This is a genomic window from Pseudomonas sp. 31-12, assembly GCF_003151075.1.
Lineage (GTDB): Bacteria > Pseudomonadota > Gammaproteobacteria > Pseudomonadales > Pseudomonadaceae > Aquipseudomonas.
Genome location: NZ_CP029482.1, coordinates 5592044 through 5604846 on the forward strand (window position 1 = coordinate 5592044; position 12803 = coordinate 5604846).

The window sequence follows — 12803 nt, forward strand, 5'->3', positions numbered from 1 at the left end:
GTCAAGCCGTCCGACGTTGCTCAAGCATCAGCCGCACCGCCAGCGCTGACAGAACAAAGCCCATGAAATAGCGCTGCACCGACAACCAGGTCGGGTTGTTGACGAACCACGACGCGATGCCGGCTGCGAATATCGCGATCAGCAGATTGACGCAGAAGCTGACGCTGATCTGGGTCAGGCCGAGCACGATGCTTTGGGTGAACACCGAGCCATGCTCAGGGGTGATGAATTGCGGAAACACCGACAGGTAAAACACCGCAATCTTCGGGTTCAGGGCACTGGTCAAAAAACCCATGGTGATCAGTTTGCGCGACGAATCCGGCGGCAACTGCTGCGCTTCAAACGGTGAACGCGCGCCGGGTTTGACCGCTTGCCAGGCCAGCCACAGCAAGTACAGCGCGCCGGCCCATTTCAGCACTTCGTAGGCTAACGGCACGGCCAGGAACACCGCAGTCAAACCGGCCGCGGCGGCGAACAGGTGCACGAAAAACCCCGCGACCACGCCGAGCAACGACGTCACGCCGGCCTTGCGCCCCTGGCAGATCGAGCGGGAGATCAGGTAGATCATGTTCGGCCCCGGCGTCAGCACCATCAGCAACGCGGCAGCGGCGAAAATCAGCAAGTCTTGAAGCGGGATCATGGGGGCAATCCTGGTCCGTGGATGATCAGACGGTGGCAGTCAGCGAAGCTCGATAAAACGGCAGGATCAGGTCCCGTGTCAATGGCGCCAGCGTGAGATGGCCGTCGGTGGCCGGGTCGATCCAGCGCACCTCTTCGATCTCCGCCGCAGGCGATACGTCTGAATCAATTGTCAGCAGAAAGAGTTCAGCCTGTACGACAAAACCCGGCTCATTGGCGGCCGGTGCCGAAAAAGGCCCCAAGTAGGTGGCGTGCGCAGGGTCGATGACCAGCCCGAGCTCTTCTTCCAGTTCACGGGCCAGGGCGTGAACCGGTTGCTCGTGGGCCTCGATCTTGCCGCCGGGCTGCATGAAGGCTTCGGTGCCGCGCTTGCGGACCAGCAGCGTGCGACCGTCGGGGCCGATCAGCAGGGCGGCGGCGATGTGGATGATGCGGGGGGACGTGGCGGTGGAAAGGGTCATGGATCTGAAGAGGCCTTGGGTGAAAGGCGCAAAGGATCACATGGGTGCGGGCTCTGCGTCACCCCGAAAAATCCCGACCGGACGCTGAGCCCTTGTGGGAGCGAGCCTGCTCGCGATAGCGATCTTTCAGTCGACATCAATGGTGAAGTCAGTCCGTCATCGCGAGCAGGCTCGCTCCCACAGGGTTCAGGGCTGAGCCTGAACCACCAGTGGCGCTTCGAGAATTGCGGCTTCCACTTCCTCCGGCACTTTCACAAAAACACTGTATTTCGCCCCTTCCATCGCCTCGAACGCGATCAGCTTCTCCACCAGCGGCCCGCTCAGTACCTTGCCCGCATTGAGCAGCAGCATGCCGTTATCGGCATTGAGGTTGCGCGCCAGAATCATCCCGGCCGCCAGGTCACGGGTGCTCATTACCTTGACCGTCGGATCGGCCAGCGACACATCGCTCAAGTACGCAGCGCAAACCTTGATGAAGTCCTCGACCAGATCAGGATCGTATAGACGACCGGCATACTGGCGGATATAGACCAAGGCTTCATCGCTGTTCATCTGCCGTTCAAGGATCAGCCCGCGTTGCAACTCGATGAAATCCACCGCCAGTTTCAGCCACCGCGACCCGAGCGGAATCGCCTCGCCCTTGAGCCGGTCGGGGAAACCGGTGCCATCCCAGCGTTCCTGATGGTGAAGAATCAGGCGCGCGGCGTCTTTCATCGGATCGAGGGTCATCAGCAGCGATTCGCTCTGCTTCGGATAACCGCGATAGCGTTCCCGATCGCTGTGGTGCAGCAGATCCGCAGGCGCGGTCATCATGCTGTCGGTCCAGCTCAGCTTGCCGATGTTGTAGAGCGCCGCGGCCATGGTCAGGTCGCGGGCGCTGCCCTCGTCCAGGCCATGGCGTTTGCAGTACACCCGCACCAGTTCGATGATTTGCCGGTTCGTCTGCTTGGCCGGCGGCAAACGCAGGTTGGCCAACAGCGAAAACACCTCGGTGCCGGTGACATAGCTGTGTTTGAGCTCTTCGTAGGCCAGGTCGAGCATGTCGGCGGTCTGCTGCAGCTCCGCAGTGCGGGAAGCGACGTGTTTTTCCAGGGTCGCGTTGAGCAGCTTCAATTCTTCGTTGCGGTCCCACGTCTCCTGCACCAGGCGTAAGCGCTCGCGCTCGGAATGCTGGTAGGCGAGGGATTGGCGCAAGGTCAGCAGCAATTCCTCATCGTGCCAGGGTTTGCTGATGTAACGATCTATCTGCCCCTCGTTGATCGCTTTGACGATCATCGTCAGGTCGGCATAACCGGTCAGCAGAATACGCAGCGTGTGGGGATGGCGCTGGTGAATGTGCGCCAGCAGCGTGGCGCCGTCCATATTGGGCATGCGCGCATCGCTCATCACCAGTTCGACGGGCTGTTTCGCCATGATGTCCAGGGCCTGAGCCCCGCTGGTGGCCAGCAGTACTTCGTAGGGCTGGCCGCGCAAGAGCCGGCGCAGACTATTGAGAATCGACTCCTCATCGTCGACCAGCAGAATCGTGGGTTTCCAGGTGACAGTCGTGGGGAGTTGCTCTTCCATGGCATTACCTCAAGCGAAACGGGCGTTGTTGCGTCAGTCATCAGCCAGAACATTCCGTTTCTGGCCTTGCCTGAGCTACAGGCTAGATGATTTCCAGCCAGGCCCCTGGAAATGATTCGTTTCAGTCGACGGGCGAAGTACCGCACGGGCGACTATGCTCTGTTCACTCGGATCCATTAAAGATGCTTCGCCACGTGATCAGGGAAAGGATGCCCCTATGAGCACACCGCTCCACACTGCCATCGCTCCCGGCGTATGCCTATGAATACGCTGCTCGCGCGCACCAACCGTCGGATTCTTATCGTCGACGACACCGCTTCCATTCATGCGGATTTCATCAAGATCCTCAGCCCGCCATCGAGCGAAGACGACGAGCTGATCAGCGCCGAAAAAGCCCTGTTCGGGATGCAAGCGACGGCCACACTGCAAAGTTTCATGCTCGATTCGGCCTTTCAGGGCCTTGAAGCACTGAACAAGGTCGAGCGAGCGTTGGCCAACGACCTGCCCTACGCGATGGCCTTTATCGACATGCGCATGCCGCCGGGCTGGGACGGTCTGGAAACCATCGAACGGCTGTGGCAGGTCGATCCCAAGCTGCAAGTGGCGTTGTGCACCGCCTATTCCGACTATTCCTGGGAAGACATCGATGAACGCCTCGAACTGGGCGATCGCCTGCTGATCCTGAAAAAACCCTTCGATGCCATTGAAATCCGCCAGCTGGCCAGCGCATTGACCGCCAAATGGCAGATGACCGAAGACGCCGAGCTGAAGATGTCATTGCTGGAACAGGCCGTCGAAGAGCGCACCCGGGAGCTCTCTGACGCCAACATCATCGTGCAGAACAGCCCGACCATTCTCTATCGCCTGCGGGGCGAACCGTCATTCCCGCTGATGTACATCTCCCACAACATCACCAAGTACGGTCACGTTGCGGCGAATCTGGTCGCCTCGGCCAACTGGGCCCGGGAGTTGATTCATCCCGACGACCAATCGAAAGTCGACACGGCCATGGCCCGGGTGCTGGATCGCCACGCTTTAGGCGCTTCCATCGAGTTCCGGATGCGCACCGGCGACGGTGACTGGCGCTGGGTCGAAAACCGCTATATCCCGGTGCGTGACGACGAAGGACGTCTGCTGGAAGTCGAAGGGATCATTATCGACGTCACGGAACGCAAGGTCGCCGAGGAGAAAATCGCCCTGCTGGCCCGCACCGACGGGCTGACGGGGCTGGCCAACCGTGCCACCTTGATCGAGCGCCTGCATCAGGCGTTCGCCGCCGCGCGTCGGGGTGCGACACCGTTCGCGATGTTCTATCTGGACCTCGATCACTTCAAACGGATCAACGATACCCTCGGCCACCCGGTGGGCGACCTGTTGCTGCAGGAAGTGGCCCGGCGCATCAAAGCCTGTGTGCGCGAAAACGACGTGGTCGCCCGCCTCGGCGGCGACGAGTTCGCCATTTTGCAACTGGACGTCAGCGACCCGACCCAGTCTGCGTCATTGGCCGGCAAGGTCCGCGATGCGCTGGTGCTCCCCTACTCCCTGGCCGGCAATGACGTGCGCGTCTCGGTCAGCATCGGCATCAGCAGCTATTCGCCGCTCATCACCAGCGCCGACGGCCTGCTGAACCAGGCCGACATGGCGCTCTATCGCTCCAAGGAAAAGGGCCGCAACCAGTATCACTTCCACTCCGAGGAGATCAATCAGGAGGTGGTCGAGCGCATGACCATCGCCAACGATCTGAAAACCGCCATTGAACACGGAGAACTCGAACTCAATTACTGGCCGGAAGTTGACCTGAGCAGCGGCAAGATCCTCGGCATGGAAGCCCAGGTCAGCTGGAACCACCCCGAGCGCGGTTTGCTGGAAGCGCCGGCGTTCCTGCCGGCTGCGGAAAAAACCGGCGCCATCATCGCCCTCGGTCACTGGGTGCTGGATCGCGCCTGCCAGCAAATGCGCCAGTGGCGCGACGACGGCATGGCGCCGCCGGTGATTGCCATCAAGCTGTCCCTGGCCCAGCTCAAAAGCGGGCCCGAGCTGATCTATGACGTGCTGCGCACCACCGCGCGCTGGGAACTGTGTGCCTGGGACCTGCGCTTCGATGTCACCGAAGCGACCCTGGCCCAGACCAAATGGACCCACAACGACGTGCTGCCGCGCCTGCGGGAGCTGGGAGTAAAGATCGCCATCGACGACTTCGGCACTGAATACTCCTCGTTCGATTACCTCAAGACGTACCAGGTCAATCACCTGAAACTCGCCCAGGCCTTCATCGATACCGCGGCCCGCGACCCGGAGAGCGCCAACACCTTGCGCGCAATCATCAACTTCGCTCGCGAGGTAGGGATCGGAATCATCGCCGAAGGTGTCGAAACCCAGGAACAGCGCAGTTCGCTGATGGCCACAGGCTCGCCAATGAACGCACAGGGTTACTTTTTCAGTAAGGCGGTCAGCAGCCAACAAGCCGCCCAGTTGCTCAAAGCCGGCAGCATCGTGCCCGCAAGTGACGAACACGGACCGATCCTGGACAACCCGCACGCCACGGAGGACCAGGAATGAAAACTCCGTTCGTCCAGACCAACCGGCGCATCCTGATCATCGACGACACGCCCTCGATCCATCGGGACTTTCGAAAGATCCTCGGCCCCGACACCGAGGACGAGCAGACCCTCGCCGGTACAGAAGAGGCACTGTTCGGCGTGCAACAACAGGCTCGGCTCACCTTTGAACTCGATTCCGCCTATCAGGGCCAGGAAGCCCTCGAACTGGTCATGCGCGCCCTGGCGGAAGGACGCCCCTACGCCATGGCGTTCACCGACATGCGCATGCCGCCGGGTTGGGACGGGCTGGAAACCATCGAACGACTCTGGAAGGTCGACCCACACCTGCAAATCGCCTTGTGCACCGCCTATTCGGATTACAGCTGGGAAGACATGGCTGAACGGCTGGAGTTTGGCGACCAGTTGCTGGTGTTGAAAAAACCCTTCGACAGTCTGGAAATCCGCCAGATGGCCAGCGCCCTGACCTGGAAATGGCAGATGACGCAGGACGCGGCGACGAAAGTGCAAAGCCTGGAGCAGACCATCGAGGCGCGGGTCCACGAACTGCTCAAGGTGTCTCACCTGCTGCAATACGACGTCTTGACCGAGTTGCCCAACAGCACGTTGCTCGGTGATCGGCTGAACCAGTCCCTGGCGTTGTCCCGCCGCCATGACAAGCAACTGGCGGTGATGTTTCTGGGCCTTGATCGCTTCAAGCGCATCAACAATGCGCTGGGCCATCCGGCCGGTGACGAGATGCTCAAACGGGTCGGGCATAACCTGGTGTCGACGGTGCGCGAATCCGACTCGGTGTTTCGCTACGGCTCTGATGAGTTCGTGGTGATCCTCGCTGATATCCGCCATCCTCAGCAGACCAAAGGCATCGCCGAAAAACTCTTGAACGCCATCGGCACAACCCAGCACATCGCCGGCCATGACCTGAGCGTGACCGCCAGCCTGGGCATCAGCATCTACCCCGATGACGGCTTCGATGCGATCGCATTGATCAAGAAAGCCGAGACCGCGATGCGCAATGTCAAGGAAAGCGGCCCCAACGACTTCCGCTTTTTCATTGAAGAAATGAACCAGCGCGCCCGGGACCAGCAGACCATCGAGTCGGGTATTCGCCTGGCCCTGGAGCGCGACGAATTTGTCCTGCATTACCAGCCCAAGCTCGACCTGGGCACCGGTGAGGTGGTGGGTGCAGAAGCCTTGATTCGCTGGCTGAAACCGGGGCATGGCTGGGTTTACCCGTCGGACTTCATTGGTGTGGCCGAAGACAGTGGCCTGATCGTACCGTTGAGCAAATGGGTGCTGGCCCAAGCCTGTCGGCAAGCCTGCGCCTGGCAGGCGGCGGGGCTGCCGAGGCTGTGTATGTCGGTGAATGTGTCGGCCATCGATTTTCGCCAGCGCAGTTTTGTAGAGGGCATTGAACAGGTCCTCGCACAAACCGGTCTGGATCCGTCATTGCTGGAACTGGAAATCACCGAAGGCGTGCTGATGCAGAACGTCGATGCCACCGTCACCGCCCTGAACCGAATCAAGGCAATGGGCGTGCGGCTGGCCATCGATGACTTTGGCACCGGGTATTCCAGCCTGAGTTACCTGCGACGTTTTCCCATCGATGTGCTGAAAATCGATCAGTCGTTCATTCGCGGCCTGAGCTGTGACATCAACGACGCGGCCCTGGTCAGCGCCATCATCAGCCTGGGCAAGAGCCTCAAGCTGACCATCATCGCCGAAGGGGTGGAGACCCTCGAACAGTTGAATTTCCTCAAGGCCCATCAGTGCGAAGAAGGCCAGGGTTACTACTTCAGCAAAGCCGTGGCGCCGGATGACTTCGTACAGTATCTGACGTCGGTGAAACCCCCTCCCCCTGCAGCCACATGATCGATATGCAGCGACACACGGGCTATCAGCCAAGGAATTACAAGATGTCGCCATTTATCTACCGCTTGCTCTTGATGCCTCTGCTCGGGCTGTGCCTGACAGCCAGCGGCGCGCCACTGGACGAACCGTTAAAGCCGCTGCCGGCCGTGCCAAAGCAGGACCCTCTGCGGGTTGAACTCGGGCGCCGGTTGTTCAATGAGCCACGTTTGTCGGTCAACGGCAGCCTGTCCTGTGCCAGTTGCCATCGCCTGGAAAGCGGTGGCGCCGATAACAAGGCGTTTTCCATCGGTTTCAACGGCCAGCCCGTGGTGGTCAACACCCCGAGCGTGTTCAACGCCAGCCTGAACTTCCGGCAATTCTGGAACGGCCGCGCGAACACGCTGGAAACCCAGATTCACGCCGTGGTGCAAAGCCCCAGTGAAATGGGCAGCAACTGGGAACACGTGGTGCAAACGCTGTCCGCCGACGCGACTTATCAAACCGCGTTCGGCGATGCCTACCCGGATGGTGTGACCATGATCAATGTGCAAAACGCCCTGGCCACCTATGAGCGAACGTTGATCAGCTCCAACTCGCGTTTTGACCAATACCTGCTGGGCGACACCGACATCCTCACCCGCGAGGAGAAGTACGGTTACCAACGTTTCAAGGAATACGGCTGCATCACCTGCCATCAGGGGATCAACATCGGCGGCAACATGTTCCAGAAGTTCGGGGTGATGGGCGATTACTTCGAAACTCGAGGCAACCGTACCGAAACCGACCTGGGCCGGTACCTGGTGACCAAGGACGAAGAGGACCGCAACGTGTTCAAGGTCCCGAGCCTGCGTAACGTCGCCGTGACTGCGCCGTACTTTCACGACGGTTCGGCGAAAACCCTCGAAGAGGCAGTCGACGTGATGTTCAAGTTCCAGCTGGGGCGCATCCCCTCCCCTGAAGACAGGGTGCTGATCATCAAATTCCTCAAGACCCTGACCGGTGAATGGGAGGGCAAGCCGTTATGAAAATGTCCCGCCGCCGCAGCCTGACACTCCTTGGTATCGTCGCCCTGATGCTGGCCTCGATACTGTTGTTTCTGTACCTCAAATCCAGCTCGGACCAGACGTCGACCTACACCGAATCCCGGGATCTGATTTCCCGGATGAAACAGCTGAACGCTCAATGGGAGACGGAAATCCTCAAGGCAAGGATTGCCATCAACCACAATTACGATCCGCTGGTCACGCCACTGACCCAAATGACGCTGCTGTGGGAACGGTTCGACACGATGGAGTCGAATCACGGCCGCAACGCCTCGCCTGTCTGGCTTGCCAGCCATGATGCGTACCTGAGCGCCTTCGAGGAAAAGATCCGGTTGGTGGAGCAGTTCAAATCCCACAATGCCGTGCTGCGCAACTCACTGGCGTTTCTGCCAACCGCCGAAGACGACATCCAGGAACCCCTCGCCCAGTTGCAGGACGGCGACAAACTGCAACTGCAAAACATCGCCAACGACACCTATGACCTGGTCCTCAGCACCATGGAGTTCGCCATGGTCACCTCTGACAACAAGGCTGCCGAAATCCTGGTGGGGTTGAGCAAACTGAAAGTGAACAAACTGCGTCTGCCGGAGGAATTCCACAGTCCGCTGGAGGTTCTCAACAATCACATCGAACTGATTCTGCGTGAACAGCCGGTGGTCAACCGCTTGCTGGAAAACATCGAGGCCATCCCCGTGGCCGAACGACTGGACGGCATCACCGACCTGCTGAACAACGATCAGCAGCGTACCGACGCGGTCAACCAGCGTTATCACTTCTACATGCTGGTGTTTTCGGTGCTGTTGGTGTTGTTGCTGGTGTACCTGGCGATTCACCTGATGCGCAGTTTCACGGTGATCAATCGCGTCAACAAAGCCCTGAAATCCGCCAATGACGACCTCGAAAAACGGGTCGAAGAGCGCACCCGCGAACTCAAGGATACCCAGAGCGAACTGCTGGACACCGCGCGCCAGGCCGGCATGGCGGAAATCGCCACCAATGTGCTGCACAACGTCGGCAACGTGCTCAACAGTGTGAACATCTCTGCCGACCTGGTCAGCCGCAAACTGCGTAGCAGCAAGGCTCAGGGGCTGGGCAAGGCGATGCAGTTGATCAACGAACACCAAGGCAACCTGGGCGCCTTCCTCACCCAGGACGAGAAAGGCCAGTTGCTGCCCGGCTACCTCAATCAACTGGTCGACGCCATTGCGATTGAACAACAGAGCATGTCCGAGGAACTGGCCCAACTGACCAAAAGTGTCGACCACATCAAGGACATTGTCGCCACCCAGCAGTCCTACGCCGGCGCCAACAGCCTGATGGAACCGCTGCACATCAGCGAACTGCTGGAGGACGCCTTGCGGATGAACTCCGGCGCCCTGACCCGGCATCACGTCACGGTGGTCAAGGAGTACAACGAGGTTCCGCAGGTCATGGGCGACAAGCACCGGTTGCTGTTGATCCTGATCAACCTCATCAGTAATGCCAAATACGCCATGTCCGACCTCAGCAATCGGCCACGACAAATGACCCTGGGGGTGAAAATCGTCGAAGACTCCACCCTGCAAATCAGCGTCAAGGATGATGGTGAGGGCATTGCGCCGGAGAACATGACGCGCATCTTTGCCCACGGTTTTACCACCCGCAAGGAAGGTCACGGCTTTGGTCTGCACAGCTGCGCACTGGCGGCGATCGAGATGAACGGCCATCTCAGCGCCCACAGCGACGGACCTGGCAAGGGCGCACAATTCACCCTGCAGATCCCGTTGAATACCGTTCAGGAGGAAGCATGAGTGAGCTTTCGAACCGGCGCATTCTGCTGATCGACGACACGCCGTCCATTCACGATGACTTTCGCAAGATCCTCACCCCGGTTTCGGTGCAGCACGTCGAACTGGACGAAATGGAAGCCACGCTTTTTGGCAGTGAAGTCAAAGCCACCACTGCCCTGTTCGAACTGGATTCGGCGTATGGCGGCCAGGAAGGCCTGGGCAAACTGACTCTGGCCTTGCAGGAAAACCGCCCCTACGCCCTCGCGTTCGTCGACATGCGCATGCCTGAAGGCTGGGATGGCGCGCAGACGATCGAGCATCTGTGGCAGGAAGACCCGCGCCTGCAAGTGGTGGTGTGTACCGCGTATTCCGACTATTCCTGGGACGAACTGCTGGACCGTCTCCACGCCCACGATCGCTTGCTGATCCTGAAAAAACCGTTCGACAACATCGAAGTCCAGCAGATGGCCAGCACTCTTCTGACCAAATGGGAAATGACCGAACGCGCGTTTGTGCAGATGAGCCACCTGGAGCATCTGGTGGACCAGCGCACCACCGAATTCAAACAGGCCAGCGTGGCGTTGCAGCGCGAAATCGACGAGCGCAAACAGCTTGAATCGCAACTGGTGCAATCGGAAAAACTCGCTTCCCTGGGGCAATTGGCGGCCGGTGTCGCCCATGAGATCAACAACCCCATCGGCTTCATTTCCTCCAACCTCGGCAGCCTCGACGGCTACTTCAAGCAACTGCAGGAAATGCTCGACGCCTATCGCGAGGCCGAAGAGGCGATTGCGTCGAGTGAGGTGATCGAGCGGCTTGGGCAGTTACGTGAGCGGATCGAACTGGAGTTTCTGCGCGACGACATTCCGTTGCTGATCAAGGAATCCAAGGAGGGCATCAACCGCGTCGGGCAGATCGTCAAGGACCTGAAGGACTTCTCCCGCGTGGACTCGAACCTGGAATGGCAGTGGACCAATCTGCAACAAGGCATCGAATCGACCCTGAACATCGTCGCCAATGAACTCAAGTACAAGGCCGATGTGGTGAAGGTGTATCAGCTGCTGCCCGACATCGAATGCCTGCCGTCGCAAATCAATCAGGTGATCATGAACCTGATCGTCAACGCATCCCAGGCGATGGGCCCACAACGGGGCACCATCACCCTGAGCACCGGGGTTGAGGGTGAACGGGTGTGGATTGAAGTGGCAGACACCGGGTCCGGCATTGCGCCGGACAGCCTGCAGAAAATCTTCGACCCGTTCTTCACCACCAAACCGGTGGGCCAGGGCACAGGGCTTGGGTTGTCCCTGTCCTATGGCATTGTGAAGAAGCATCGGGGGGATATTTCGGTGCGCAGTGAGGTGGGCGTGGGCACTACGTTCCGGGTCGAGTTGCCGGTGCACCAGACACACTCCGCCGCCTGAACACCTATCAACTGTGGGAGCGGGCTTGCCCGCGATGACGGAGTCACATCCAACATACATGCTGGCTGACCCAACGCTATCGCGGGCAAGCCCGCTCCCACAGGTTGCTCAACAGTCCAGAGGTCAGGTGGCCTCCTGGAAATCCATCTCCGGTGGCTGGCGGCGGAATCCACCGGTCAGCACCGCCAGATACACCACGCCAATCGCCAGCCAGCTCAGGCCCAGATAAATCGCCAGGTGATCGAGGCTGACCATCAGCCACAAATCGGCCGCCAGGCCAATGAACGGGAACAGCAGGAACAACACGAACTCACGCAGGCCTTTGTTCTCGCCGCCGATCCAGTAATGAAAGATCACCGACAAATTCACCAGGCTGAACGCCAGGAACGCGCCGAAGTTGATGAACGAGGTTGAGGTGGTGACGTCCAGTTTCAACGCCAGCAACGCGACCACAGCGCACAACAGGATGCTGTTGACCGGTGTGCCAAAGCGCTCATGCAGGCTGCCGAAAAACGATTTTGGCAGCACGCCGTCGCGCCCCATCGCGAATAACAGACGCGAGCCGCTGGCCTGAGCCGACAGGCCCGAGGCGAACTGGCCGACGATCAAGCCGATCAGGAAGATCGTCACAAACAGGTCGCCACCGATGTTGCGGGCGATTTCATAGGCTGCCGAGTCAACGCTGTCGAACTGGAACGAGGGATGGGCGATCTGCACGAAGTACGAGACGCTGACGAAGATCAGCCCGCCGATCAGGGTAATCAGCATGATCGCCCGCGGGATGGTGCGGCGTGGGTCGCGGGTTTCTTCAGTCAGGGTGCTGACCGCGTCGAAACCGAGGAACGAGTAACAGGCGATGGCCGCGCCGCTCATGATCAGCGGCATCTGCATGTCACCGTTGAAGAACGGCTTGATCGACCACAATGGCGTGCTCGCATCGCCGCCGACGTAATGGATGCACAATGCGACGAAGGCGATCAGCACAAGGAACTGCACGAGCATCAGCATGGCGTTGATGCCGTTGGCCAATTTCAGACCGACGATGTTGATCGCGCTGGTAATGCCGATGAAGGCCAGCACCCAGATCCACTGCGGCACAGCCGGGAATGCGGAGTTGAGGTAGGCGGCGCCGATCAGCCAGATCGCCATCGGCAGGAACAGGTAGTCGAGCAGCACTGCCCAGCCGGCGATGAAGCCGAGTTTCGGGCTGATCGCCTTGCGTACATAGCTGTAGGCGGAGCCGGCGACGGGGAACGCCGAGGCCATTCGTCCGTAGCTCATGGCGGTGAAAAACATCGCCACCAGCGCCGCCAGATACGCGGCCGGAACCATGCCGGCGGTGGATTGAGCGAGGATGCCAAAGGTGCCGAGCACGATGATCGGCGTCATGTAGGCGATGCCGAACAGCACCACCGAACCCAATGACAGGGTGCGTTGCAAACGAGCCATGAGCGACTACTCCGAATTTATTAGATTTATGGCAGAGCCGAGT

At 59.6% G+C, this 12803-nt stretch carries 9 protein-coding genes; 5 read left to right on the top strand and 4 right to left on the bottom strand.

Annotation, left to right across the window (positions count from 1 at the left end; genetic code table 11):
* Position 1: 1 nt before the first annotated feature.
* The 3 genes from DJ564_RS26375 to DJ564_RS26385 form a co-directional block, all read right to left on the bottom strand.
* Positions 2-640 (bottom strand): LysE family translocator, encoded by a 639-nt coding sequence (locus DJ564_RS26375; protein WP_109634507.1) that lies wholly within the window; start codon positions 638-640, stop codon positions 2-4.
* 25 nt (positions 641-665) lie between these two features.
* On the bottom strand, positions 666-1100 hold the full coding sequence (locus DJ564_RS26380) for an NUDIX domain-containing protein (protein ID WP_109634509.1): 435 nt from the start codon (positions 1098-1100) through the stop codon (positions 666-668).
* 186 nt (positions 1101-1286) lie between these two features.
* On the bottom strand, positions 1287-2666 hold the full coding sequence (locus DJ564_RS26385) for an HD domain-containing phosphohydrolase (RefSeq protein WP_109634510.1): 1380 nt from the start codon (positions 2664-2666) through the stop codon (positions 1287-1289).
* Positions 2667-2921: 255 nt separating this feature from the next.
* Between DJ564_RS26385 and DJ564_RS26390 the strand changes: the two genes are divergently transcribed.
* Genes DJ564_RS26390 through DJ564_RS26410 form a run of 5 tightly spaced genes read left to right on the top strand, consistent with a single transcriptional unit; the run spans position 2922 to position 11311 of the window.
* Entirely contained in the window at positions 2922-5225 is a 2304-nt protein-coding gene (locus DJ564_RS26390; protein WP_109634511.1) for an EAL domain-containing protein, read from the top strand.
* On the top strand, positions 5222-7096 hold the full coding sequence (locus tag DJ564_RS26395; RefSeq protein WP_109634513.1) for a bifunctional diguanylate cyclase/phosphodiesterase: 1875 nt from the start codon (positions 5222-5224) through the stop codon (positions 7094-7096). The genes DJ564_RS26390 and DJ564_RS26395 overlap by 4 nt, the downstream gene beginning before the upstream one ends.
* A gap of 44 nt (positions 7097-7140) precedes the next feature.
* Complete coding sequence (locus DJ564_RS26400) at positions 7141-8100, top strand: cytochrome-c peroxidase (RefSeq protein ID WP_109634515.1); 960 nt, start codon at positions 7141-7143, stop codon at positions 8098-8100.
* Entirely contained in the window at positions 8097-9908 is a 1812-nt protein-coding gene (locus DJ564_RS26405; RefSeq protein WP_109634516.1) for a DAHL domain-containing protein, read from the top strand. Before DJ564_RS26400 ends, DJ564_RS26405 begins: the two co-directional genes overlap by 4 nt.
* Positions 9905-11311, top strand: a complete 1407-nt coding sequence (locus tag DJ564_RS26410) for an ATP-binding protein (protein WP_109634518.1) — start codon at positions 9905-9907, stop codon at positions 11309-11311. Before DJ564_RS26405 ends, DJ564_RS26410 begins: the two co-directional genes overlap by 4 nt.
* Before the next feature lie 123 nt (positions 11312-11434).
* Here DJ564_RS26410 and DJ564_RS26420 read toward each other — a convergent pair whose 3' ends face one another.
* Positions 11435-12760: an APC family permease gene (locus DJ564_RS26420; protein ID WP_109634520.1), complete on the bottom strand. Its 1326-nt coding sequence runs from the start codon at positions 12758-12760 to the stop codon at positions 11435-11437.
* Positions 12761-12803 lie beyond the last annotated feature (43 nt).

Excerpts from the sequence above, each read along its gene's own strand:
- DJ564_RS26390 (WP_109634511.1), top strand. The coding sequence starts at position 2,922 with ATGCCTATGAATACGCTGCTCGCGCGCACCAACCGTCGGATTCTTATC.
- DJ564_RS26400 (WP_109634515.1), top strand. The coding sequence starts at position 7,141 with ATGTCGCCATTTATCTACCGCTTGCTCTTGATGCCTCTGCTCGGGCTG.
- DJ564_RS26375 (WP_109634507.1), bottom strand. The coding sequence starts at position 640 with ATGATCCCGCTTCAAGACTTGCTGATTTTCGCCGCTGCCGCGTTGCTG.
- DJ564_RS26385 (WP_109634510.1), bottom strand. The coding sequence starts at position 2,666 with ATGGAAGAGCAACTCCCCACGACTGTCACCTGGAAACCCACGATTCTG.
- DJ564_RS26380 (WP_109634509.1), bottom strand. The coding sequence starts at position 1,100 with ATGACCCTTTCCACCGCCACGTCCCCCCGCATCATCCACATCGCCGCC.
- DJ564_RS26405 (WP_109634516.1), top strand. The coding sequence starts at position 8,097 with ATGAAAATGTCCCGCCGCCGCAGCCTGACACTCCTTGGTATCGTCGCC.
- DJ564_RS26395 (WP_109634513.1), top strand. The coding sequence starts at position 5,222 with ATGAAAACTCCGTTCGTCCAGACCAACCGGCGCATCCTGATCATCGAC.
- DJ564_RS26410 (WP_109634518.1), top strand. The coding sequence starts at position 9,905 with ATGAGTGAGCTTTCGAACCGGCGCATTCTGCTGATCGACGACACGCCG.
- DJ564_RS26420 (WP_109634520.1), bottom strand. The coding sequence starts at position 12,760 with ATGGCTCGTTTGCAACGCACCCTGTCATTGGGTTCGGTGGTGCTGTTC.